This window comes from SAR324 cluster bacterium (genome assembly GCA_015232315.1).
GTDB lineage: Bacteria > SAR324 > SAR324 > SAR324 > NAC60-12 > JADFZZ01.
The window spans coordinates 17,817-44,197 of sequence record JADFZZ010000008.1 but is presented as its reverse complement, the minus strand read 5'-3'; the positions used below and the strand labels follow the sequence as shown (position 1 = coordinate 44,197).

The 26,381-nt window shown below is 46.3% G+C and carries 20 protein-coding genes; 6 read left to right on the top strand and 14 right to left on the bottom strand.

The features are described 5' to 3' along the window. Positions 1–489: 489 nt before the first annotated feature. The 8 genes from HQM11_08165 to HQM11_08130 form a co-directional block, all read right to left on the bottom strand. Positions 490–1,488 carry a CHAD domain-containing protein gene (locus HQM11_08165; protein ID MBF0350993.1) on the bottom strand — a complete coding sequence of 333 codons (999 nt, stop codon included), beginning with the start codon at positions 1,486–1,488 and terminating at the stop codon, positions 490–492. 5 nt (positions 1,489–1,493) lie between these two features. Further along, positions 1,494–3,098, bottom strand: coding sequence for a 50S ribosome-binding GTPase (locus HQM11_08160; protein ID MBF0350992.1), 1,605 nt, complete (start codon positions 3,096–3,098; stop codon positions 1,494–1,496). Further along, positions 3,095–3,514: a GtrA family protein gene (locus HQM11_08155; GenBank protein MBF0350991.1), complete on the bottom strand. Its 420-nt coding sequence runs from the start codon at positions 3,512–3,514 to the stop codon at positions 3,095–3,097. The genes HQM11_08160 and HQM11_08155 overlap by 4 nt, the downstream gene beginning before the upstream one ends. A gap of 16 nt (positions 3,515–3,530) precedes the next feature. Beyond that, the gene (locus HQM11_08150; protein MBF0350990.1) at positions 3,531–4,262 is read right to left on the bottom strand and encodes a hypothetical protein; all 732 of its coding nucleotides are present in this window, start codon (positions 4,260–4,262) and stop codon (positions 3,531–3,533) included. 117 nt (positions 4,263–4,379) lie between these two features. Continuing rightward, positions 4,380–4,706 (bottom strand): HNH endonuclease, encoded by a 327-nt coding sequence (locus HQM11_08145; protein ID MBF0350989.1) that lies wholly within the window; start codon positions 4,704–4,706, stop codon positions 4,380–4,382. Next, entirely contained in the window at positions 4,690–5,424 is a 735-nt protein-coding gene (locus tag HQM11_08140) for a tetratricopeptide repeat protein (GenBank protein ID MBF0350988.1), read from the bottom strand. Before HQM11_08140 ends, HQM11_08145 begins: the two co-directional genes overlap by 17 nt. Positions 5,425–5,427: 3 nt before the next feature. Next, positions 5,428–6,702, bottom strand: coding sequence for a PD40 domain-containing protein (locus tag HQM11_08135; GenBank protein MBF0350987.1), 1,275 nt, complete (start codon positions 6,700–6,702; stop codon positions 5,428–5,430). Continuing rightward, a complete protein-coding gene (locus tag HQM11_08130) occupies positions 6,699–7,778 on the bottom strand; it encodes a TonB family protein (protein ID MBF0350986.1) in 1,080 nt (359 codons plus the stop codon). Before HQM11_08130 ends, HQM11_08135 begins: the two co-directional genes overlap by 4 nt. 426 nt (positions 7,779–8,204) lie before the next feature. Between HQM11_08130 and HQM11_08125 the strand changes: the two genes are divergently transcribed. The 3 genes from HQM11_08125 to HQM11_08115 all read left to right on the top strand — a co-directional run bounded on the left by HQM11_08125 (position 8,205) and on the right by HQM11_08115 (position 12,300). Further along, complete coding sequence (locus tag HQM11_08125; protein ID MBF0350985.1) at positions 8,205–10,223, top strand: protein meaA; 2,019 nt, start codon at positions 8,205–8,207, stop codon at positions 10,221–10,223. Positions 10,224–10,252: 29 nt separating this feature from the next. Beyond that, positions 10,253–11,251, top strand: a complete 999-nt coding sequence (locus HQM11_08120; GenBank protein ID MBF0350984.1) for a protein kinase — start codon at positions 10,253–10,255, stop codon at positions 11,249–11,251. 71 nt (positions 11,252–11,322) lie between these two features. After that, positions 11,323–12,300, top strand: coding sequence for a tail fiber protein (locus HQM11_08115; protein ID MBF0350983.1), 978 nt, complete (start codon positions 11,323–11,325; stop codon positions 12,298–12,300). Between the two features lie 20 nt (positions 12,301–12,320). On the opposite strand, the gene HQM11_08110 is transcribed toward HQM11_08115, so the two are convergent. Next, a complete protein-coding gene (locus HQM11_08110) occupies positions 12,321–13,562 on the bottom strand; it encodes a nucleoside:proton symporter (protein ID MBF0350982.1) in 1,242 nt (413 codons plus the stop codon). 264 nt (positions 13,563–13,826) lie between these two features. On the opposite strand from HQM11_08110, the gene HQM11_08105 reads away from it, so the two are divergent. From HQM11_08105 to HQM11_08095, 3 genes are all read left to right on the top strand, one after another. Beyond that, positions 13,827–14,891, top strand: a complete 1,065-nt coding sequence (locus tag HQM11_08105) for a hypothetical protein (GenBank protein ID MBF0350981.1) — start codon at positions 13,827–13,829, stop codon at positions 14,889–14,891. Positions 14,892–15,055: 164 nt separating this feature from the next. After that, on the top strand, positions 15,056–17,200 hold the full coding sequence (locus tag HQM11_08100; GenBank protein ID MBF0350980.1) for a dynamin family protein: 2,145 nt from the start codon (positions 15,056–15,058) through the stop codon (positions 17,198–17,200). Between the two features lie 91 nt (positions 17,201–17,291). Next, the gene (locus HQM11_08095; GenBank protein MBF0350979.1) at positions 17,292–19,187 is read left to right on the top strand and encodes a hypothetical protein; all 1,896 of its coding nucleotides are present in this window, start codon (positions 17,292–17,294) and stop codon (positions 19,185–19,187) included. A gap of 34 nt (positions 19,188–19,221) precedes the next feature. Here HQM11_08095 and HQM11_08090 read toward each other — a convergent pair whose 3' ends face one another. The 5 genes from HQM11_08090 to HQM11_08070 form a co-directional block, all read right to left on the bottom strand. After that, positions 19,222–20,028, bottom strand: a complete 807-nt coding sequence (locus HQM11_08090; GenBank protein ID MBF0350978.1) for an acetoacetate decarboxylase family protein — start codon at positions 20,026–20,028, stop codon at positions 19,222–19,224. Positions 20,029–20,041: 13 nt separating this feature from the next. After that, positions 20,042–21,370: an acyl-CoA dehydrogenase gene (locus HQM11_08085; GenBank protein ID MBF0350977.1), complete on the bottom strand. Its 1,329-nt coding sequence runs from the start codon at positions 21,368–21,370 to the stop codon at positions 20,042–20,044. Then, positions 21,361–22,509, bottom strand: a complete 1,149-nt coding sequence (locus tag HQM11_08080) for a hypothetical protein (GenBank protein MBF0350976.1) — start codon at positions 22,507–22,509, stop codon at positions 21,361–21,363. Before HQM11_08080 ends, HQM11_08085 begins: the two co-directional genes overlap by 10 nt. 192 nt (positions 22,510–22,701) lie before the next feature. Further along, positions 22,702–23,265 carry a PaaI family thioesterase gene (locus HQM11_08075; protein ID MBF0350975.1) on the bottom strand — a complete coding sequence of 188 codons (564 nt, stop codon included), beginning with the start codon at positions 23,263–23,265 and terminating at the stop codon, positions 22,702–22,704. A 13-nt stretch (positions 23,266–23,278) separates the two neighbouring features. Next, positions 23,279–26,161: an Hpt domain-containing protein gene (locus HQM11_08070; protein MBF0350974.1), complete on the bottom strand. Its 2,883-nt coding sequence runs from the start codon at positions 26,159–26,161 to the stop codon at positions 23,279–23,281. Between the last annotated feature and the right edge of the window lie 220 nt (positions 26,162–26,381).

Here is a 26,381-nt window from a genome sequence, read left to right as displayed (position 1 = left end):
TGTTGTCAACTTAAAGGAAAAACCCGTCACTCTCCCTTGGGGGAGAGGTCAATGTCATCAACTTAAGCTCCCTCGCCCTGGAAGGGAGAGGGTTGGGGTGAGGGTGAAGCCTGGAATGATCGCCTCCTTTTCCCCCTCACCTACCCTCTCCCCCAAGGGAGAGTGACGGGTTTTTTTCCTTAAGGAACGGCAAAAGAATAAGTTGTAAAAGTTTGCTCTGCCCTACGTCCCGTGGGGCACGTTATCCCTCAGGCGAAGCATAGCTTCGCACCCACCGGAGGTGGGTCATGGAACGATTACGAACGGGACGTTCGTAACCAGAAAGTTTTCCATGTTATTTTTTGAACATTCCTAACCCGGCATAGCCGGAACCAATTTTTGCCACAGAGACACAAAGACACAGAAAATTTTTTAAAACATACTCTGTGACACTGTGACTCTGTGTCTAAATTCTTTTGCCATTTTGCGCAGAATTCAACTTCTAAGAAACTACGTTGACGACATTGGGATTTCAGTGGATAAACACCTCAGTTCGCTTATCTGGAATTTAGCAAAGGGTTGGAACGTTGTCTGAAAATCTTGACGTAATCGTTGTTGCTGATTGTACAGATTCTGAAGGAGCATTCCTATGGCACACAGGGTCGTTGCTTTTACTTTTCCGGAATTCATCAAATCTTCCGCGAAGCCTTTCAGAGATTGCTGTTGAACCTGATAGTCCTGAAAATTTCCCAGTAGCTGTTGCTGGGTTTTCAGAATTTTAACCAGTTGACTCACTGTGGACTCATCATAGAAACTACTGAAAAATTCAATCAGGTACCGCAGTTTCTTTAGTGTTTTCCTCAATTCATGCCACTCGTCCGCCGGTGAATTTTCCTGAAGTAAGGTGCCTTCATTCACAGCCAGTTGAAATAAATCATGAATACGATGAGTCACAACCTCTCCCGCAGGCGCCTGGCCTGTCATCGGCAGATTTTTGGATTGCCCCCATTCCTGTTCCAAAAATACTAACCATTCTGCTTTGAGTTTCTTATAGCGTCTGGATCTCATGTCCATCCAAAGTTGAGAATAGGCGTCGGACTGCTGTTTCTGAATATAAATTTTCAGTGGAAACAGATCTGTGCGGTATTCTTCAGGCAACAGGCAAACATAATTGTCAAATTGCATGGCATAGACATCAAGGTCTCGTGGAAGACTGGTGATGGCCCCCAACCAGGCAAATTCATCACGAAATTTTTTATAGGGTTTGGAAGGAAAAATATGTTTGAGCTGAGTGATGGCGGATCTGGTTTTACGGATCGCAACCCGGTATTCGTGCAGAAACTCTATGTCCAGACGTTTCAACACGCCCGGTTCGTTGAGCAGAATCACCTCATACAACCGCAACAATACCTGACGAACTTCATCCACAGCGATTCCTCGCGGGTTGAGAATCAAAGAGAATTTTGAGGGATTTTGCAGGGGATCTATTTCCAGTTCTGTTATGGGCATTGGGTTCAATCATCCTTAGTCTTATGTTTCTGAATGCTGGCATAAATTTTTTCAGCCAGAATTTTTCCACCCTCCAGCACCATTTTTCCGGCGTTCTGGCTTTGTTCAACAATGTGTGACCAGTATCTGGCATTTTGATATTCCCTGAGCAGTCGGAGGTATCGGGACCGTTTTGACTCATCTAGCACATTCAGAATGGCCGGAATAATACCATCCTCCACATTATACAAGCGTTCGGCCTTGAGACAGACAGGCACCACCCGATTCAGTTCAATTTCCAGGGTTTCCGCCACATGCTCCATCGCACTCCGGATCATGGTTTCTTTCTGGTTTACAGGAGCTACCACATTATACGGCGGATTCCACTCACGGAATGGCCGGAGCAAGTCAATATGTGTCATGACAACAATCACGGGTGGTGGAATTTCATTCCCGGAATGATTCAGATATTCTCTCAGGTTTTGCATCAGCAGGCTATCCCGTTGTCGTGCGGATTGATTGGCCGCGCAAACAAGAAGGATCAGATCGGTGTGATGGATTTGTTCCTTCACAAAGATCATGGGATCAAACGGATCATCGGCTCTGCCATAACCGGCGGTATCCATGATGATTGCCCGTTGCAATCCATTTCTTTCAAGAACATGCGGTGTCATTCGTTCTGATTGCGGCAGGACATCCACCAGAGCTTCCATTTCTCCCAGCAACGCGTTGACCAGACTGGACTTGCCGGAATTGACCTGACCCATAATCAGGATTCGCAAGGGTTCTTCCAGTTTCTCGCGCCGCAGATGAGCGGATTTCATATCACGGACTGACATCTCCGTGGTGAACTGCTGGAAGGCCCTGTCATCCAGCACAATATATCCGCTGTAAAGTTCGATGGAAAAATAACCGATTTTTTCAATATAGGCTCTCAACAGCCAGACCTTGAATTCTCTAGTGGATGAGGTCATGACTTTTCCTGTGAAAAAATCCCTGACTTCCCGCATGAATGCGGAATAAGGTGCGATTCCCACAGATACAATCCGATAGATATTGTAAAATTCCTTGCCGAGTGAAGCGAGTTTTTGTCCACGGACGACATCATTGATCGTCAGAATATGACTGCCCGGAATATTGCTGGAAACAAGCTGACGCAAATCCGCAGAAACCAGTTCGATGACACGCAACAAATACGGAACAGGAACTTCCATGACGGGTGTATCCGTTTCAGGATGAAATTCCCGCGCGACAGTATCCATGACCAGTTTTAACAAATCCCAGAGATTTTCCCAGCTATCCAGATAGTCATCCTTGTTCTGTATATCAAAAGCAATGGCTTCCACTTTTTTCCAGGCACTCTGTCCCTGCTCATTCCAGCGTTTTTCAGGAGAAGTTTTTTGTTCAAGTTTTTCCAGTTGTTCGACCTGAATCTGATTGACAAGAGGAATCGCGGCCCCTGAACAAATGGCGGAAAGAATGAACCAGAACCATAAACTGTCATGCTCAACCATCCACACTAATCCCGCAAGCAACAGCATCCCGAAGGGAAATAACAGCAGACCGGCGACCACAACCAACTGGGTAGGAATTCGTTGCCAGAGGTCTTTGAGCAAATCAATGATATTCATAAATCAGGTGAATTCATGGAAGTTGATAATTTTGTGGGTTGGAACACGAAAAAATTCATAACACAAAACTTGACGATCATCAGTGACAGCGTGGAACACGACAACGCCAGCATGTAATGCCACCCCCACTTCTGATACAGAAATCCCATCAGCAGACCATCAACGCTCAGAAATGAGAGGGATGTCAGTGTATATTTTACCAGACGCCACACCAGTCGATCCCTGACTCTGAAAATAAAATGCGCATTCAGAAAAAAATAGATCACAAAACTGACCCCCAACCCAAACCGGTAGGCGATAACAGCATCCACTGCCAGAAAATGATGAAGTGCCGCCGTGAGGCCTGCACGTCCACTCCAGACCACGCCGCCACCGATGAGAAATCTGAAAATTTTCCCGACCAGGGGATGTTCCATGAGGCATGTCATAGGGTCATTTGAGTTGAAGATCCGTCAATTGATGCCGGGTGTTTCCTTCTTCAAAACCAAGGGGGTAATGCGGGAATTGTTCTGAAAGCAGAAAACGAAATCGGGCATGAGAGGCAGGAAGGAGACTTCTCAACAAAATTGAAGAGGGTTGGATCAAAATCTGTATGGCGTCCATGTTGCCTTTGGGGGTGCTGACTTTGAGTTTTTTTTCCATTTCGATCACGACACCCACATTGCTCCATGAAGAGGGCAATCCCTGATCTTCAAGTTCCAGGATCAATGCCGGCATGTACAAGGTCACGTTCAGGTGTTTTTCATGCATCAGTTTGGGGAGATTTTGTCTCAAAAATAAAACAATATGTTCAAAGGGAACAATATCCGGCGTCAAGGGTTGTCGGACTTCATCAGTCCGGGTTTTGCTACGAAGTTTGCTGATGATCTGGTTATTTTCAAAAACATTCCTGATTTCATAATCTTTCCTGAAATCAATTTCGTGATAGAAGACAGGACTTCCATCTGTTTTTCGAAACCTTGTCTGCTTACGGGTAAACACTGTTCCATCGGGTTTGGTATTTTCCTGCACTTCCTGCCAGTATTCAAGGCCGCCTTCCTGGAGTGTCAAAAAATAAAAATGACTGTACCCGGTGATTTTATCATTTTTCTTGTTGATATGCTGGAGCGTCAAAGAAACAGGGCCATTTTCCAGAAGTGGAAGATAGTTTTCACCCCAGGTCATGGAAGGTAATCCTGAAAAGACAACAAAAAAGAATATCCATCGAAGGATAGGGCGTTTGAACAGATGGACCATGACCAGACTTCCATAAAAAGGGCTGGGCGTCACCCGGGTTGAACTTCATGCATCGTGAATCGACTGGTTCCTGAGTCGTTGCAGATAATGTTCCCATTCAAGAGGCAACAGATTTTTTTTAAGATTGTTGCATTCCTTACAGCAGGGAACCAGATTGCTTTTTGTGCTTTTCCCACCTCTTGACAGCGGAACAACATGGTCCATGGTCAGGGTTTTCGCGGGAAATGGCAACTGACAGTAATAACATTGATTGCAGGCACGTCGGTTTTTCCACCACTGGGTTTGTCGCAAGTCCGAGGCTTTTTGCTTTTCTCTGCGAATCGCTTCGTCCGACAGGTCAAACAATGATGCAAGATCAGGGTTGTTTCTCATGGGCGTTCAATCGGTCTCTGGCTTGTTGCTGAAAGGGATTGCCTGATTTGGCAAGTTCATTGTACTGACTCATGGCCAGTCTGATTTCACCTGATTGTTCCAGCGACTGTGCCAGATACCAACGGGCTTCATGAATCATTGCATGGGTGGGAAAACTGCGGGTGAAATCCAATAAAATCAACGAGGCTTTTGAAAATTCAGAAAGCGCCATATACGATCTGCCGATCCAGTAAAGAGCAACTTGCTGAAGCGGGTGCACCGGATATTTTTTTCTCAGCTCTTCAAAGACCTCAATGGCGTTCAGATATTGTGCCGATAAGTACAGTCGCTCTCCCTGAGCATAACTGGACTCTGCCTTGTTAAGGTCTGTTTCTCCAGTTTCGCCGGAATGAACAGGGATCTGTGCCTCGCGGGCAATTCTCAAATCCCTGATATTGCGTTGGAGACGTTGAATTTCAGCGGATAACTGCTGGATTCTCAGATTGTGTTGTGCAATGGCCTCCAGTTTAGGCACCATTTGCTGAAGGACATCCTGACTGAGTTGACGATGTCCTGATTCCAGTGTTTTTATACGGCGGTCCATTTCCGCGATCTGACGTTGCAAACTCTCGACCGCCTGTTGTTTTTCAGGCATATTACCGTCTGGCACCATGGACGAGGAAGTCTGGCAGGACATCGTCATAAAAACAATCAGGCTTGAAATCAGCAGAATACGCATTGATCAGTCAGTCGGTTGATTCCAGTTGGGTGATTCTTCGTTAAATCCCGCGACAGTGCTGGTTAACCTTCTCATCCCGGTCCCGTTGATAAACATGATATAGAGTTTGAAATCACTCCCCAACCGGGACGCAAATACAATCTGGTTGCCATCAGGAGACCAACTGGGGTGTTCCGAGTGGACAGGCGCATCGGTGAGTTGTCTCAGATTTTCACCATTGGGGTCCATGAGAAAAATCTGGTCAGTTTTATTCACGGTACGAGTGAACGCGATCAGCTTTCCATCAGGAGACCATGCCGGATCTGAATTTTTTGGTCCATCGAAGGTGATACGGAATTCCGCATTGGACATCAGGTTTTTGATAAAGATCTGCTCACTGCCTGTACGGTCTGAGACAAACAGGAGTGATTTGCCATCAGGAGAAACGGCCGGAGATGTTTCAATCGATTTGTTCGATGTGAAGCGCTTCAATGAAAGATCACCAATATCCAGCATATACAAATCAGCATTGCTGTTCTTGCTCAGGGTAACCACCAGTTGACGACCATTCGGAAACCAGCTTCCGCCATGATTGAGCGAATTGCCGTCAGCCAGTGCCATGGGTGGGTCTGAAAAATTGTAATACATGATTTTGGACTGATTTTTTTGAATCAGAGTATAAACAATGCCTTTTCCATCAGGTGCCCATTTGGGCAGAATGGTGCTACTTTCAGGATGTGTATAAAATCCCGTCAGATTTTGACCATGAGTGTTGATCCGGGCGATGATTTTCTTGCGTTCCGGTTGTTTGAGCGTGAACGCGATGGAAGTTCCCAGAATTCCGCGATGTCCAGTGATCAATTCAGTGAGTTGATTGATCGTGTCAATCACAGTGGATTCATTGAGTTTGTTTTCAAACAGGGGAAGCTCTTTTTGAAACACGGATGTTTTATTGGCGCCAAAAAACTCAAACGTCATGCTGGCCGGGGAGGTTATCCCCAGCATTATTTTACGTTCACTGGTTTTATCCGGAGCGTCGCAGTCTGTCATTTGAGAGTTTTTGACCGTAAAGATACCGCTCCAGCACAAGTTTTTTTCCACAAGGTTTTTCCAGGCGGCACCTTGAGGGGTTTTAGCAAAATTCCCGTCTTCCTCCAACGTGACAGGAAAGCGTGAAAACGCGACGCCGCTGATATTTATTTCATTTTTTGAAACAAATTGGGCAAAAGCAACATCCCTGGAAATTAGAAATCCAATGAAAACCAGAAGATTGGCAAACAACACGATTTTACGTTTCATGGAGCGATCCTTATGATGACTGCATAGGGTGAAACTTCGGCCAACTCGGCTGGAAGTGGAGGAAACTGGGCACTCTTTACAGCATTTTTCACCGTAATGTCAAATGTTTCAGACCCACTGCTTTCCAGGATTCTGAAATTGAGAATGTCCCCGGTTTTATCAATTTCAAAGGTCAAGCGCACAAAAATCTTCTTGTCAAACCGTTGCGGCGCATAGAGTTTTACTTTGATGCTGTCACTCAGTTGTTGTTGATATTGTCGTTCAATTTGCTCAATCCGGATCTGTTTCAGAATGCTTCTCGGATTGTTACCATCCATATCGGAGCCAGCGTTTATCTCAGGTGTGTGCGGATTGAATCCTGAAACGGCTGAGACATCTGTGACTGGACGTTGTTGATCATTTCCTGTCTGCAAGGGCGACACCATGGGCGAAGTCAACGATGGTACCGGTGACTGAGGCGAAAAAGATGAGTTTCTCTCAGCAACAGGAGGAGGCATGGAACCGGAAAATGGATCTGTTTTAATCACTGGCTGGTGTGGCATACCGGAGTTGATCGCTGACAGCGTTTGTACGGGCTTGGTGTCAGGAACTGTTGTCTCAATGGTGTTGACTTGTAGTGATGAAATCGTGGGTGGCGGATTGCTTGAATCAGGCAATGCCGAAAGCACACCCGGTGTTAACAACAAGGGCTTGGGTGCCGCTTTTCTCGTTTCAGGAATTTCCCCGGTTTTGGCGGCAGGTTTGCTCTTTGAACCCACTTCTGGTGTCGGTTCTGCCTGTTTGGCCGTAGCTTTTGTTGTTATCGGTGCGGCTTCACTGGGGAGGGGCGGTGTTAGTGGTGGAATCACACGGATTGTTTCAGGAATTGTCTGAACACTGGGGAGCGGGGCGATGGGTTCCTGTACCGGAGATGGAGCCGGTTTGTCCACGGGCATTACCATGAGGGGCTGATCTATGGATTGAGGTGTCACCTCAGGGGCCACAACCGATTCGGCAATTTTTTCGATTTGTTCCGGAACAGCTTTGGCTGATTTTTCCGGAATGGCAGGGCTTGCGAATTTGATACCGACAGGCATTGATGTTCTGACCGGACTAGAGGGAGAACTCCAAACCAATAGGCCACAGCTCAACAATAGCAGGTGGAAAAAAAGACTTAAAGTCAGCGGTAAACCAAGTGCCGTATCAGACCTTCTGTAGGTTCGATTGAGTATCACTGATGTTCCTGTTTCTGTTTTTATGGTTACAGTTGTTTAGACATGATTTGTGTTACCTTTACCATAATCCAATGTGAATGCAATTACAGATTGAATTTATGCAGAATTGTAACCCGGGTTGATTCTTGTGATTTCCATGTGTTTCACCTTGTTTTATCTTGAACCATTTATTGAAATAACTCATATTTTCGCCCTTCCGGGCAGATCTGCCCAGCGAAAATTTCATGATTCCGGAGTTCAATGATGCTACCGGAGTCGTCTTCAATCAACTGCTTACCCGGTGACACCATGGAAAAGCTTGCGCATGTTTTATATGACAAAGAAGGAAAAACCACGAAGGAAAAACCGTGGATTTTCAGAACCTATGCCGGCCACACCAACGTCAAGGCCTCCAACGAACTGTATCGAAGCAACCTGTCAAAGGGACAGACCGGATTGAGCATCGCGTTTGATCTGGCAACCCAATGCGGATACTCCTCTGAAGACCCCATTGCCCGTCCCGAAATTGGCAAGGTCGGTGTGCCGATCAACACACTTGATGATTTCCATATTCTGTTTGACCAGATCCCCATTGAAGAAATGAACACCTCCATGACCATCAATGGTACGGCCATGTGGTTGTTTTCTCTGTATATCGCTCTTGCTGAAGAACGCGGCATTGATCCCTCGCTGTTGCAGGGAACCACCCAGAATGATCTCATGAAAGAATTTCTGGCAAGGGGAACCTATGTGTTTCCGCCTGAAGCCTCCTTGCGGTTGACTGTCGATATGTACGAATATTCCCTCAACAAGGTTCCCAAATTCAATCCGTCCAACATCTGTTCCTATCACCTTCAGGAGGCAGGGGCGACACCTGTTCAGGAACTTGCGTTCGCCTTGATCAATGCCATCACCCTGCTGGATGCGATCAAAGCAAAAAATCTGAGTGAAGAAGAATTTGAACGTTGCGTTGGCCGCATCTCCTTTTTTGTGAATGCCGGCATGCGGTTTGTGGAAGAAATGTGCAAGATGCGCGCTTTCACAGAAATGTGGGATGAAATCTGCCAGAAACGTTATCAGGTAAAAAACGCCAGTTACCGACGTTTTCGTTATGGCGTTCAGGTCAATTCACTCGGACTTTCAGAAGAACAACCCGAAAATAACGCCTGGCGGATTCTGATTGAAGCTCTTGGCGTGACACTGAGTCGTGACGCCCGCTGTCGTGCCCTTCAACTCCCCGCCTGGAACGAAGCCTTGTCCTTGCCTCGCCCCTGGGATCAGCAATGGTCGTTACGACTTCAGCAGATTCTGGCCTATGAAACAGATTTGCTGGAATTTCCTGACATTTTTGAAGGCTCCAAAGTCATTGAATCCAAAGTGGCCGATCTAAAACAACAGGCTTACACGGAAATTGACAAGATTCTGGCCATGGGTGGTGGTGTGGAAGCCATCAAGTCCGGTTACATGAAATCACAACTTGTTGGTTCTCAAGCAGATCGAATCGCCCGAATCAACAAAGGGGAACAAATCGTGGTAGGTCGCAACAAATGGACTGAAGCCATTCCTTCACCACTGGTGCAAGGAGATGATGGCGGTGTGTTCAAGGTGGACGTGTCTGCGGCTCAGGACACACTGGACGCGTTGGCAACTACCAAAAAACAACGGGATGAGGCAAAAGTTAAAGCGGCACTGGAACGTCTGGCTGAAGAAGCCAAAACCGGAACCAATTTGATGGAAGCCTCCATTGCCTGCGCCAAAGCGCGTGTCACTACGGGCGAATGGTCCGAGACACTCAGAAGCGTGTTTGGAGAATACCGTGCGCCTACCGGCGTGGAAGGACAATCGTTCCAGATTGAAACAGCACAACTGGAAGAAGTCCGTTCCAAAGTGAATAAATTTACTGATACTTATGGACACCGTCCCAAAATCATTGTTGGAAAGCCCGGTCTGGATGGTCATTCCAATGGTGCGGAAATGATCGCTGTGGCGGCACGGCATTGCGGTTTTGATGTGATTTATTTTGGCATCCGTCTCAGTGCGACCGAAATTGTTCAGTCCGCGGTTGAAGAAAACGTGGATGTCATCGGCATTTCTCTATTGTCGGGCTCACACAACGAAATCATTGACCAGATTTTTGGGGATCTCGAAAAATTTGGCGCGAAAAACGCGATTCCTGTCGTGTTGGGCGGGATCATCCCGCAATCGGATTTTGCCTCCATTCTCGGAAAAGGTGTCAAAAAAATCTTCACACCCAAGGATTTCGATCTGGTGCAGGTAATGAGTGATATCATTGACCTGATTCATCAAAATCGCGCGGCTCAGGAGTAGGACAACGCATGACACAGGAATCATCATTGATGCCGCTTGAGATATCACCCCAACTGGAGTCCTTGCTGACCCAGGCCGCGGCACTTGAAAAATGGCCGCTGGGGCGGCTCATCAGTATTTTTGAAGGGCGCACTCCCAAAAACAGACAGGACCGCAAGCAACTGATTCAGACGATCAGAAGTCGTCCGGATGCGTTTAGCAAAAACGCGTTTGTGATCGGCTTTACCGGAACTCCCGGGGCCGGCAAATCGAGTCTGATTGGTGAGTTGTGCCTGACTTTCCTGAAAAAATATCCCGATCTTTCCATCGCTGTGGTGGCGGTGGACCCTTCCAGTCAAACCTCGGGAGGGTCCTTGCTGGGAGATCGAACACGCGTCAATTTTCCCACCCATGAGAAAAGAATATTTTTCCGCTCACAAGCCTCCAATCTGGATCTGGGGGGTGTGAGCACCCAGACTTTTCATGCAATCCGGTTGATGAAATATTTTTTTGATCTGATATTCATCGAAACGGTTGGAATCGGGCAAAGTGAAATTGAAATCCAGAAACTCAGTGATCACACCTGCCTGATTCTCCAACCTCTCACTGGCGATCAAATCCAGTTCATGAAAGCCGGGATCATGGAAATTCCTGACACCTTCATCATCAACAAATGTGATGAGGAAAAACTCGCTCAAAAAAGCTACCATCTGCTGAAATCCAGCCTCAAGCTTGCCCGGATTCTGCCTGAAAACGTTCAGGAGGATGTCCGTATTTTTCGCACGAGTGCTATCAAACGAATCGGTCTCGAAGCACTGGCGGAATTCCTTCACCAACAGTTTCTGACGCAGGAACACCATGCGAATCATGCGTTGCGCGAGGGTTACTATCTGAAGAAATGGGTCAAGGAAGAATATGGCAAATGGGGTCTGTTAAAACTGGAAGAACTGCTTCAATCCCAACCTGAAAAATTCACCCACCTCACCTTTGAAGATCAGGAATCTTTCTTTCTGGATTTTGTCAAACAATTCTTCCTTGCGTCTTTCTGAGTGATTCTATAAGGGACATCTTAAATCTGGTTTGTTAACGTAAATTTTTCTCATTTTATCAAGGGGATGATATGGATAACAGAGATCTTATTAGTAAGGTTGAACAGTTAGATGCAAAATTATTAAAAATGGAACAACAAAATAAAACGAGAAAGTTTTTCCATATCCCCTCCACTGTCATTGGGATTTTTGTGGCTTCACTCACACTTGCAATATGGTCCTATGCAGACACACCAGACAATATCACTCAAACATCGTTCACATCCGGAAATATAATCAGTTCATCCAGTATGAATAGCAATTTCACAGCAGTGTTCAATGCTGTGAATGAACTGCTGAAACAAATTCAGGTTAAATCCGGAAAAGTTGGAATAGGGACAACCTCCGCACCAGCATACAAACTTGATGTGAATGGCGATACAAACGTGAATGGTACAATGCAAATCAAGGATGTTATCCCGGTCACAGACAGTTCCTATGATTTGGGTTCGTCTACAAAAAAAATGAAAAAAGTGTACACGGTTGATGTCAGCCTCCCGCCTGGTTTGATCATGCCATCATCAGTGCCAGGTCATAACACAACACCACCAACCGGTTGGTTATTTTGTGATGGCAGTGCTGTGAGCATTACAACTTATGCGGAGCTTTATTCAGCCATTGGTACAACCTATGGTATTGGAGATGGATCTACGACATTCAATTTACCGGATTACCGCGGGTATTTTCTGCGTGGAATAGATAATAGTGCTGGTTCAGATCCTGATGCTGGTAGCAGAACAAACCGTGGGGATGGCGTTACTGGTGACAATGTTGGGACAAAACAAAGTGAATTGGCAAAAATCCCAAATCTTGCCATATTCGATGCCGATAATAACTCAATACTCATGGTAGGCACTGGAAATGGAGGAGTTGGATCTAACTCCCAGATATTCATAGATAGTCAGGCAAATAAGGCAGGGGGCGCATCACAACACACGTTGCTGGCGCAAGGACAGGGCAATGAAACTCGTCCAAAAAATATTTCCGTCATTTATTTGATAAAATATTAACGAAAAACGGAACAGGAAGATCAGTGAATGAGTCCAACCACAGCACCTGTCATGCAGGTTGCGATGGTGCCGGATAAGATGGATTTCATTCCCAGGGATACAATCTCATTCCGTCGCTCAGGTGCCATGGTGGTGAGTCCGGCGATCATGATTCCCAAACTGCCGAAATTTGCGAAGCCACACAGGGCATACAGCATGATCAGCCGACTTTTAACATCCAGCGCGTCAGCAGGCAATTGGGATAAATCAATATAGGCGATCAATTCATTCAGAATGGTTTTTGTTCCCATCAGGCTTCCAGCAGTGAAGGCCTGATCCCAGGGAATGCCGATCAACCACATGACCGGCGCCATCACCCACCCGAGCATTTTCTGCAAGGTCAATCCTTCTCCCTGAATCAACGGCAACAAACCCAGAATCTGATTGACCAGATGAACCAGTGCGACCAGTACAATCAGCATAGCCAGAATATTCAGAAATAATTTCAGTCCATCTTCTGTGCCTTTAGTGATGGCATCCATGGAGCTTGCCGCATCACTGGAAGGAGTCCACTCGGCTTCAGTCGATGCAGTCGTGGCAGGAATCATCAATTGAGCAACAAGAATGGCCGCGGGAGCGCTGATGATGGAGGCCACCAGAATATGCCCCAAGGCATCTGGAATCACATTCCCCAATAAAAACGCATACAACGCCATGACGGTTCCCGCGACTGTTGCCATACCGGTGGTCATGACGACAAACAGTTCACTGCGGGTTAAATGCTGGATATAGGGTCTGATGAACAGTGGAGCTTCCACCATTCCCACAAAAATATTCGCGGCCGCAGAAACACCGACAGCGCCGCCAACGCCCATGGTTCGGCGCAATCCCCAGGAAAATCCGCGAATGACATACGGAAGAATTTTCCAGTAAAATAACAAAGATGAAAGCGCACTGACCACCAGCACCAGTGGCAACGCACGAAATGCCAGAATGAACGTGGCTCCGGGATTTTTTATATCAAACGGGGCCTCACCGCCCCCCAGATAGCCAAAAACCATTGAGGTTCCGGCAGTCATGGCTTTTTCCAAAGCCAGCACCACCTGATTGATTCCCATGAACCCTTCTTTGATTAAAGGAATCTTCAACAGAATCACAGCCAGTAGCAACTGGATCATAAGTCCAGCCCCCACTGTTTTCCAGTTCACTGATTTTCTGTTTTCACTGATCCCCCAAGAGAGAGCCATGAGTGCGATAATTCCCAATAAACCTTGAAACATCATAAATACTCCGGATTTTATTTGCAGATCAAATAGCCGATGATTTTTCCACGCTACGACAAATCCGTGATACATGACCTGTCGTTTTCAGGAATGATAAATGAGCAAATACATGGCACAAACTCAATATTTAATTTGAAACTAAAACCAGATCTTCTGACAACATTTAAAATACCTGTTTTCCCGTTGAGGTTTGACACCATTTGTGGCAAAGCTCCGTTGTGAATCCACAACTTACCTCAAGAACCCTCAGATAAAGGTTATTCCATGAAACACTGGCACATCCTGTTCATCATCCTGCTTCTTGCTTTTATCATTCCTGTGAAGAGCGTATTTGCCAATGAAGACGGAATGGTTCTGATTGCCAAAGGAGACACACAGGTCAAATTAACAGGAACTGCCGAATGGCAACCCTTGAAATCACGGGACAAGGTGATTCCAGGAAGTGAAATCCGATCCGGATCAGATGGCTCCATTAAAATTATGAACGCCAATGGATCCCTGTTGAAAATTGGATCCAATAAAAGCCTGACCTATCAACCTGACAGTGCTGGAAAACCCCAGAACATGAAGGTGTTTTTGAATGAACTCTCCGGTTCCAAAAATCTGAAACAGATCGCCGCGACTCGTGGGAACAGTCCCGAACAGGCGTTGTGGATCAAATTTATGACATCCGAATCCATTGTTGATGATGAGGTGGAATCCTTGTTTCAGTTGACGGAGCATTTTCAAAAGGATCAGCCGGGAAAAAGCGCGGCCCTGTTGTGGAAATTTCAGCAGAATGTTCCAGATCACCCCGGAATGCTCCAGATGATTCAGGCTTCGTTGGCCTCATGGTCGGCCAAACCGGATTGGTATGTGGTCAAAAAAACAGACAACCAGAAAGCAAAAATTTCAGAGGGTTCCCAGGTCAGGTTGAACGATGGATTGCAGGTATATTACACGGCCAGTCAAGACACTTACTATTACATGTTTTACACAACACGCCCTGCAAACGGTGTCAGTGAAACCTATAATCTGTTTCCGGAGTCTGTCACAGAAGTTGAAAAAAATGTTTTATCCACAGAATTTATTTCCAGAATAAAAGCTGATAAACAACAGATTTTACCCTCTGAAAGAGAATTTTATGAATTGGATGCGACCTTGGGTACTGAACATTTGTGGGGTTGGTCCTGTGCTGGACCTGTCACCAGTGCTGAGACCATTCAACAAGCAATCAATCAGGTTGAAGCCATGATTTCATCTCAGGGAACTGTTTCAACAGACGACATCCAGAAAATCGCACCGCCCATTTGTCCGTCTGTGCTGGCACTGAATCTGAAACATCTTTAAGCTCAATTAGTCGTTGTCGCGAAACTGTGTTGTTGTGTCATCACGAACATCTGTGAAGGATCTTAACCTTTTTAAGCGACTGATTTCCTAACATTCAAGATCTCACCCGTTGGTCGAGAAGACACTTCTTTGTGTGTAAGACACTAATAAATCAGGAACAAACCATGAGTAACATTCCTGTCAATGAAACCCGTGAAATCCTTCAGCAACTCCGTGTTCTTCTGGGACAGGAAACGTCACAAATAGACGCCTGGGAAAAGAATTTGCTGGCCATTGAGCGCCGTTTGAATGAGCAGATATTAAGAATGGCGGTGGTTGGTACCATCAAGGCCGGAAAATCCACACTGGTCAATGCGTTGCTGGGCCAGGATATTCTGCGGAGAGGGGCCGGTATTTTGACAGCCATCATCACACGGGTCCGTTTTGCTCCTGAATCCCGTGTTTCCATCTGGTTCAAATCGCATGAAGTGATTCGTGATGAACTCGAAAATGCCATGATGATTCTCGGCGAGGCCGCCGGAGTGCCCCCACCCACTTCATTTGACCTCCAGAAGCAGGCGGATCATGAGATCCTGGAAGCCTTTCTTGATCATCAGCAACTGGATTTTGCGGAAAATCACGAATCGTTCAGTCAGGAATGGATTCTGCTCAAATCATTTCTCAAAGGTTATGACCGCATCAAAACGCATATCCGTCCCAAAGAATCCAACATACTCGTTTTGGAAAATGCCCGTCTGAGTGAACATCAAGCCTTTGTCAGCATGGAAGAAAACGCTGTGTACATGAAAGATGTGTTGCTTCAAATTCCGTTTGACCTCCCCCGGAATTTTGAAATTGCTGACTGCCAGGGCAGCGATTCTCCCAATCCCAATCATTTTGCCATGGTGCAGCAGTATCTCGCACAAAGTACTGTTGTGGTGTATGCGATCAGCACCCGCACAGGAATCAGGCAGGCGGATCTGATTTTGTTGAGAACCTTGAAGCAGTTGAATCTCCTGGAACAGACATTGTTTGTCGCCAATCTGGATTTCAATGAGCATGAAACCATAAATGACGCACAGCGAGTTCTGCTTCAGATCAGAAAAGATCTATCACAATGGACGGAGATACCCCGATTGTTTGGAATTTCCGCCTTGTATCAACTGATCATTTCGCTTCCGGAACCACGACCTGTACGTATGGAGCACCATTTGAAAATTTGGCGTGACACTCCTGAACTGCTGGCCTTTCATCAGGAGCAATGGAACAACATCAAGGAATGCTTCAATGATATTGCCCATCATTCAGCATCACAGGCATTGATCCAGAGTGAACAGGCTCATTGGCAATATATGACAGCCCGGATTCAGAATTTTGTTCAAACCCTGATCCGTGAATTGAACCGGGATCATCAGCTATCTCGTGAACGACAAACCCGTCTTGACCTTCATACTGAAGATGTTGCCACGGTACTGAAAGCGTTTGAAGCATCGCTGGATGGTGCGCTCAAACAATTAAAACAACAGATTTCACAAGATGTGGATCAACTTTTTTCAAAAGATACGTCATTGACCGGAATGATTTATGATTATGTGAAAAATTACCAACTGCCTGAATCATTGACTCATTCAGGCGATACTCTGATTGCCCAGATGGTGATCATGTACAAAACCCTCCAGCGCCATTTGATGACGTTCATTATGGAGGATTTCAATGCACCATTGATTGTGAAGCTCAAACAGTATCAACAATCTTATGTAGAGCACCTCTCCAGGATTTCATCACCGTTTTTCAAAGCATTGAATGTCAATGATGAACAACTCATTCTCAATCAGGAAGTGCATGACCTTCCACCTCTCCATTTCCCTGATGTCTCTCTCAGCATGTTTTCCTCAACGCTCAATTACCATACGAAGGAGAAGATGAAGAGTTTTCTATTTTTAGGCAAAGCGTTGATTCAACAGAAATTACATCTCAAAGAAAAAAAAGTCGATGAATCCGATGCTGAAGGAGTCAAATCGCGTTTCTGGAAAGAGGCACTCATCCAACTTAAAAAAGACGCACTCAAAAGTCTGGATTTTGATGTGGATAATTATCGGGAAAACATCAAATACATGGTTTTGTATGAAGGTGTGAAACAGCTTGCAGAAACACTGCTGGAAGATTTTCGTCTGAAAGCACAATTATCCCGGACAGATTTCGGAACAATCATCCAGAATCTTCAGTCCTCCCGTGACAATACTGAAACCTTGTTGCGCGGATTAAATTGTGTTGACTCACAGTTGAGTAAATTAGTATTAACGGCACAAAATCAAACGTCATCAGTTTGAACCGAAATTTTTTTTTGGTATCTGACTAATCCAAGTGCCCAGACCATGAGTTTTTGTATCTAAATTAATAATTCACAATGAATGGGGATATATGAAAAATTCAGTTCGCTACAGTCGATTGCTTCAAACATTGATCCTGTTTTTTAGTTCCCTTGCGTTCCTGTCGGGATGCGGTCCCAAAGCAGATCCAGTGGAAGCTGTCCTGAAAACCTCCGATGAACAGACGTCTTATGTGCTGGGGACCACCATCAGTCTGGATGCTTCCGATTCCACGTTTGATTTTCTCACCTGGTATGTGGATGATGTGGCAATCACAGATTGTGCTGATCAGCAAACCTGTAGTTTTCTTCCGGTTACGGTTGGTTCTTATGTCATCAGGATTGACGCATCCATGGAGGAAGTTACCGATTCCAATCCTCTTTCAGGCATTTTTGATGGATTATCCGGAGCAAAAAAAGAACCCCTTGAGGATTCCACGTCACTGGATCTGACAATCACCCCTGAAGTCACCGCCCCAACGATCAGTGACAGCACCTTGACAACTTCCAATGTCGGGAATACGGAAATAACCCTGTCATGGATTCAAGCCACGGATAACCTGACGGCTACCGCAAGTTTACAATACAAGGTTTTTTACAGCACCAGCAATACGTTGGATTCGCTGTCGCAGATCGAGGCCGGCACAGCAACCGGAGATTACGCCACAAACATAACATCTGTAACAATATCCGGTCTTTCTTCTTCGACGACTTACTATCTCAATGTCCTTGTGAAAGATGAAACAGGAAACAAAAACCTGTACGCGATGACGTCCGCCACAACGACCACACCTGCTTCAACCACAACTACGACCGTGCCTTCTGTGGCGGCTTCCAGCATAACTTTTACTGATACCGATCAGGATACCGGGCAGATCGCGGGAACTGTCGCAATCACAAAGGCCAGTGATGAGACAAACATTACGCATTATGTGCTTTATTGGGGAAGCAGTTCCTCAGCGAAACTCAGTGGCCAAAGTGCAGTCGCGTCACTTTCCACAACCGGCAGTAATTTAAGTTATACGATCGCGTCAGACACCTCCATTCCCTCGGGGGCAACGCACTGGATTGTATTTACCAAAAACTCAACAGGGGAAATGAGCACTGGAACCAGTGTTGCCATCACAGATGTCAAAGATACAACAGCACCAGTCCCGGGCGATTCCGGTACACTGACTATTTCCAACGTTACCACCAGTTCACTGACATTGAGTTGGACCAAAGCCACAGACAACATCACGGCGCAATCGGCGCTGGTTTATAAAGTATATTCTTCAACCAGTGATAACATCAGCACGGTCAGTACAATCAGCACCAAGGGGACACTCAGGGGAACAACAACCGGTGATACGGTTACACTTGCCATAACTGGTTTAACTTCGGGAACACTGTATTACTTCAACGTCCTGGTCACAGATGCCCTGAATAATTCAGCGGTTTATACTTCAAAAGATAAAGGCACACTATCGGGTAATGTGTATTTGTTTACAGGTGGGACATCCAATGGAAATCTGGGGGGACGAAGTGGTGCGGACGCACGGTGTACATCGTACAAAAACACAAACTACCCCAATCTGGCTTGTTCCAATATCCGCGCCTTTCTTTCTGTAGACGCCAATGATGAAATCCGGGATATGCCAGCTAATTATGGCATCCCGACAGCCAGTCCAATTTTAGGTCCCACAGGAACCCAAATCAGATCGAATTGGCCTCAATTATGGCTGGGACTTGATGTCTCACTTAATTCGGCAGGAGCCGAACCCAATGCAGATTGGTATAGTGGAACGGATTTCAGCCAAAACGTTGGAAATAATTGTATTGGCTGGACCAGTAGCAATGCACTTGACCAGGGAAGGTTTGGCGCTGGGACATCTACGTTTACAGTGTGGTTTAGCAATTCGGAAATGGGATGTGACAATGTGCGTGGAACCCTGTGTGCCTGTTGGTAAACATCAGGATTCCAGCCTTTGTGGTAAGGACGCATTACTCAAAAATCACCGGTTTATGGGACCATTTTCGCAAGGGAATTCCTTCATTCAACCGTGATTGAAAGGTGTGGGTGGCCTGGATCAAAACCGGTTTTGCCTGATCCAAACCGAGATCCCGTAAATTTTGAGCCATAATGTGGTGGCTGTGTCCGACTCTCAACGTCACATTCCGGTTGAGATGATGGGTGAAGGACGCATTGACATTCACGATGGTTTTCACGATGGAACCGTCATGATGGGAATAGGTGATCATGTCCATTCCGGGCAATGAAACACCGGGCCAGAATTTTCCTCCCAGATAACAGATTTCCCCATGTACTGGATCAGCCACACGGCATTCCACAGTATTTCTTTCCAGCAAAAAAGTAATGTCGGTTACAAATTTGGGATAGCCCCAGATTTCTCTTCCAGCGGCATTCGCTTCCGGCGTGGTGACTGGCAGATTCATGATGAAAAATCCGAAATCCCGTTTGGTGGAATCCTTGAGCAGTTGCGGTGCCAACGACAGGAGGTTGTGCGATTGATCAGGAGAAACCAGGGCTCCAAGTCCCACTTCATTATAAACGCCGACACCGGTTTGCCGGTATTCAAACAATGCCAGTCCCACCAGCGTTTTATTCGGTCGGGTGCTGAAGACATTCAATCCGGTGCCTTCCATTTTGGGCAATACATGATTCAGGTCTGTCTCAAAAAAAAGCAACACCGCTGAGGTGTCATAATACAGAATCGGCAACGGAACCTCGCCTGCCGAGGTTTGTCTCATCTGAACAGGAACATCAAAAAAACTGGATTGAGGGAACATAGCACTCCAAAAGTCAGGATTGATAATAGCGGCAAAACTCTTCCATCTGGTCTTCGATAACAGCCAACCTGTTGATCTGGTTGGTTCCTTCATAAATCTGGGTCAAGCGTGAATCCCGATAGGCTTTTTCTGCCAGTTTGGTGTGGAGCATCCCGTGATTGCCCATGATTTCCATGGCGGCTTCGCACACTTTCACCGCCATGTCTCCGCAAAACACCTTGGTCATCGAGGCACGAGCCTGAGTTGGGGTAAACGTTGAAGCGGACTGCCAGATCATGGCTCGCATGGCTGAGGTGTCGATCAGCATTTGCGCGACATTCAACTGAACTTCCTGATATTCCATCAAGGGCTTTCCACCCAGAGTTTGTGTGCAGACAAACTGAATCGCGCTTTCCATGGCCCCCCGGGCAATGCCCAGGGCGATCGCTCCCACCGGAATTCTGGAAAAATTAAGGACGGCCCGATTCAAGGCCCAGCCGCTTCTCAATTTTCCAATCACATGCGAATCCGGCACAAAAACATCCTCAAAAATCAGTTCCGAGGCAGTTGACGCGCGCTGTCCCATTTTCAGTTCATTCCGACCCACGGAAAATCCCGGCGTATCTTTTTTCACCAGAAAACAGGTCCAGGATTCCATGCCTTCATGTTCAAGCGCGGCAAACACACACACCGCTGAAGCCCTATCTCCACCGGAAATAAATATTTTCCGGCCATTGATCATCCATCCACCTTGAACCTTTCCGGCAACGGTTCCGGGTCTGTAATGAAAGGCTCCATCACCATCTTCGGCATCAGAACCGGCACCAGGTTCTGTGATGGCAAATGCCATGAGTGCGGGTTCTCCCTGTTTATTCTGCTGATACATCGGCCAGAGGAACTGACGAATTGCGGAAATACTGCCTGACAAAACCAACGGCGCGCTTCCCAGAACATGAGCGCCCAATAAAAGACCAAGGCCGCCGCACACGGTACACAGTTCTTCGAGTTTGATGCTCTGTACCCATTGCAGGGGATAAACCGATTTCAGAATATTGAGCGTCCCAATGGGCGCGGGCATATCTGTGAACAATCCATGCCGGGCCGCGGTTTTCATAATCGGCCATACATCCGGTTTGTCATGACAGGAATCAAATTCCAGAACGTGGGGTTTCAGCCAGGTTTCAGCAAATTTTCTGCATTGTTTGCGGTGTTGTCTGAGCGGCAGTGGCAACATGGCGGTATCCTGTTCCCACAAGGATTCAGGTGCATAATCAATGAGGGGACGTACTTTGGGATCCAGTTTTTTGAAGGCGGATCGTAAGGATAGTGGATGAGTCGTATCAACAAAGCCATTCAAACGCATGGTACCCCCTGAACTGCCGCAATAAAAAGTTTAAGATCACCCGGGGTGCCGAACAAAAGTTTCAGGTGCTGGTTGTCTCTCAGAATTTTCTCCATTCCGTAATCCTGCATGTAGCCGTTACCGCCAAATACCTGCAACGCATCCGTAGCGGCCTGACAAAGCAGAGGATGAGCCACGGCCCGGATCCCGAAAATCCGGGCAAGATCCTTGATGGAAGCGGGCTGTGAATCATTGAAGCGCAACATGGCTTCAACACTGACAATCGTAGCCTGAATATTGCCCAGCATTAGATTGACTGCCGGATGCTGATAAACAGGATGGCCACCCTGAATTCTTTGCATACTGTAATCCAGAGCCTTTTCATAAGCATACCGTACACTCCCCAGCGCAATGGACATCATCGCCAGGGCATTGAATGCCAGACCTTCTGTCAGCAAACTCCGTGTAGAGGCGGTATTGCTTTCAGTGTCGGGGGAATTTCCCGGAGTTTTTTTACTGATTTTCCAGACCGCGGTTTCATCCAGACCATGTTGCCGGGGTTGGGGATCTACAGTGAGTGTGTCCAACGCTTCAAGCGACCATGTGATGGATTCAACGGCTGAATTGAGTTGGGGGCATAACAGATAATTCCAGGTTGCGCCGGACTGGATCAGAACCGGATGCATTGACAGATCTCCTGACAAATCTTTCAGAAGGAGTTCTTCTTCAGCAGTCAAGGGAACTTCAGCCAGATATCGGGCAAGGGCCGTTCTGCCGAGTCCGTGACTTCCATGAAGCAAGGGAATCACTCGTTCAGAACAGGTGATTCCAGCCTGATGGCAAAGATAATCCCCCAGTGCCAACTGATGCAGGGTGAAGGCGATCCCGGGATTGAAACAGCCCAAAACCTCAAGACTTCTCACACTCAGAGCAACACCACCCGGTTCACTCGTATAACGCCAAAGTCCAGGACTTTCCTGATCATCCGGATCTCCGAGAATTCCAATTTCATACGCTTGATGAATGATCTTTTTCAGGTCCTCTGGAGTGATGACCATTTCAGGATGGAGTGTTTTCGGCCTGAGGTATTTTTCACCAAAAGACTTGACGACATCCAGCACAGCTTTTGTTTCTGAATCATCCCATTGATGTGACGGCATAGTCTGGATCCTTAGGAACATTTGAAACAGAAAACCTTCCAAAAAATCTCTTCTGAATGACAATCGTAGAGACGCGCGATTCGCACGTCTCTACAGACCTGAGAATGGAGGTTGGTTAATGTTTAAGCTTTTACAACATATTCTTTTGCAGTTCATTAATTATTTTGAATGCAGGAAAGGAATGACAAAAGATTAAGCTTTTTTCAGCGTTTCACCTCTGGTCCGGATCTGATACACGCCGCGGGAAATGGCGACAGTGATGCCCTCAGCATCTTTCAATTCGCCGTCCATGGTGAATTCACATTTTCCATTTTTCAGGGCTTCCGCTTCAATTCGGGCACGTTCTTCAGCACTCAATCGGTATTCAATGGTGGCCGCGGACTTGGCGACATTGACAAACTGGACAGTCATTTCTTTCAGGAGGGGATAGAATTTTGAGTCAAATTCCAGCAGAGCCATCACCCCCACCGGCATTTCGGCCAGGGTGAACAGGGCGCCGGCATACATGGTTCCAAAATGGTTTTTGTTGATCTTTAAGGGAATCTGGCATTGAACATAACCCGGTTCCACTTTGAGCACTTTGAAGCCGTTACGAGAGGCAAACGGCATGACGGTGCCTATGGTCTGGTTGAGAAGGCCCAGGCCGCCTTTACGCAGAAAAGCTGAAATCCCTGAGGAGGCATTATCATTGGAATTGGAGATGGTGTGCTTTAACAGTGCTTTAACCTGATTGGTGAGTTGATTTTTAATATCCATGGTACTCCTTATTTCAAATAACATCCGGTTGAATGATAGAACTTTCCTTGACTTTGACACCAAATTTTTCCGGCAAGGAGATCATCATCTGGAAAGCGACAAAGTCTGAATCTGCTTTGATATCCGTCAATTGTATTTCCAGTTTTCCGCCAATTTCTTCCACAAAGTTTTTCACAGCGTCCATGCCCACTCCCCGTCCGGAAACCTCTGTCACTTTTTCAGCGGTGGAAAATCCGGAATGAAAAATGAGATTCGCGATTTCCTGGGGTTGGGGAAGATTATCCTGCCGGATTAACTCACGTTCCAGTGCTTTTTGACGGATTTTATGCAGAGCCAGCCCACGCCCGTCATCTTTGTACCGGATGACCAATCGGTTATCTTCCATGTTCACATTGATGCGGATATGGCCTTCAGGTGATTTGCCTTTTCCAATGCGGTCTTCCGGTGTTTCAATGCCGTGATCCAGTGAATTTCTGAAAATGTGCATGAATGTGTTTCGCAACACGCCGAAAACCTGATTGTGCAGAAAAATATTTTTATCATTGATGATGATTTCCGGCACATGCTTGTTCAATTCTTTGGCCAGCGACGGTATGGATTCGATGACTCCGGAAAGCACATTCTGAATTTTATCGGTACCAAACACTTTCAACGTCATGTGGATTCGGTGCAGAGCATTTTTAAGTTGATCCTGATTCGCAGGGTCTGCCTGTTCCAGCAATTCAACCGCTTTGGCAATCTGCTCTCGTTTGACCATGAGAAACCGGTCCACATTTCCTCGTCGGCCAGCGCCTTTTCGTCCAAGTTTCTGTTCATTGACGCGGGCATATTCCTCAATGATGTTCTGTGTGTCTTGAAGTTGAGCCAACATTGAAACCGGATTCCATTCTTTTTCCGGATCTTTCCGCAACTGGTCATATTCATTCTCTGTTTCATGAACCGTATTGGTCAACTGAATCAAGCCATAGGTTCGGGCATTGCCCTTGATGGTATGCATGTTTCTGAAGAGTTTCTGAATCACCTCTGTATCTTTGGAAGCTGTTTTTTCAATCAGAGATTTATTTTCATCAATAAACTGTCTGGAACTCTGGATGAATTCGAAAAATTTCTCCTGGGTCACTCCAAGAATCTGGCCGATGATCTCCAGTTCCCGTTTCTGACTGGAAGCCTCTTTCTGTAATTCACGCAACGTGGTGACATCGCGGATGGTGATCATGATTTTTTCAATGGAGCCAACCTCATCACACATGGGCGCCCAGGAGAGTTCGAGAACTTTTCTGGTTCCGTTAAATTCCTTCTCGATTTCAGTCACCATCAGATGCTGGTTGAATTCAAAGTTCATCCGGTCTTCGCCAATGCAGGAACTGAACAGGGTTTCCACGGTGCTCCACTGATTGGAATCCAGATTGGAACCTTTGAATACGACATCCATGACATCCTTATCCGCGATCTCATTGCTTTCCAGAATTGTTTCCAGATAAGCGGAATACTCATGATGAATGGTTCTTTGGGGCGTCACGGTCAGCACCCCTTCAGGCAGGTTTTCCATGATGTTGACAATGTCATTGGTTTTCTGTCGCAATTGTTTGGTGCGCTCATCCACGAGATCTTCCAGATGAAGATTCATTTCTTCGAGGTGCGCGTTCATTTCCTTGTTTTCCACAAAGGTATCGGCAAACAGATTACTCGCAACCCACAACATCGAAATGGTCGCGACCAGACATCCGGTAAAAATCATGGCAATGGAATCAATCAGTCCCAGGGCGATCAGCACATCATGCACACAGGTGAACACAAAAAAAAGTTCGCCGAACATTAAAATGGTTGCGTATTTTTTCTTTCTGATCACAGCGATGATGTACATGTATGCAAAACCAAAGGCCAACGCTAGTGAATAAAGCAACATGATACTGCGGATGATCTGGAACAGTTTAAGATTAAACAGCATGGTTTGAGAGATAAACAGCAAACACAGCACTCCGATCACAACGGCGTGAACGATGTTCATTCGAGGTGTGGCACGGAAAAAGAACTGGGCAAAATAATAATGGGATAACGCCATCAGTCCGATTCCGGTGTAATGCATGATCAACAATGTTTCCGGAGAGAAAAACTTGAGAAACGCTTCGCCGGGAAACGCGAAAAAAGTGTAAATCAGGAGACTGGCACAGGCGGCTACCAGATACAGCAAATAGCGGGTTTTGGCATAGACCAGCAGGAAGAACAGACCGAAAAAGAAAATCACGTGGGCCGCGATCAATCTGACTTCTCCGCCCCATAATGCGGCAAGGGCCAGAAATGGATCATTCTGGCGATATTCCCTGAGTTGAAACGGAAGCTGATAAACCCCTGTCATCAGGATCGTTTCAACCCTCAAGGCCACCACATGGTGCGTTTGTGTCACCTTGAACCGAAGCGGTACAGGCTGAATGGAATAATAGCGTTGGGTTGCGTTGGATTCTCCCCGATGAAAGATTTCATTCTCGTCAAGCCACACTGTCATGCGTCCCATGTAAGTATCAACCAGCATCACGACTTCCTTGCCGATCAGCCCGGGAGCAAACTCGAAATACCCGCGATACCAACCTACAGTGAAGTTTTTGCCATCGTTATAAACCTTCTTCCAGGGTCCGGGGGTTTTGACTGTTTTCCAGTTTTCAATAGCCAGTTCGGAATTTTTGTTTTCAGGCTGATCATCCCTCGTGAACAACCAGGTGCCACTGAGTTTGAACGGTGTTTCCAGGGAGTTGACCTTGAAATTGCAGGAATCACAGGGAGTTGGAAAGGCGAAAAGTTGAAAAGGCATCAACAATCCACTCAGCAGAAGTCCCCACACAAGACAACGGGAAACCGCTTTATTTATTTTGGAAGTGACTGAATACAATGGCGTTTGCATATAACCCCCTTTCGAGCATTGGATTGGAAACTGATTTAAAGAATTTCTGCTGCTGATTTGTTTAGTCAACAGGCCATGATTCGTCCATAACATTTCAGGATATAAGAGGTAAAGGGAAATTATAAAAACTGTTCTGGACAACAATGCCCGGTTTGGGTAATTCCAATAGAGGCAGTCCCGATTTTGGTCCTCTTCAGAAACATTTTTTTGTTTCAAAAAT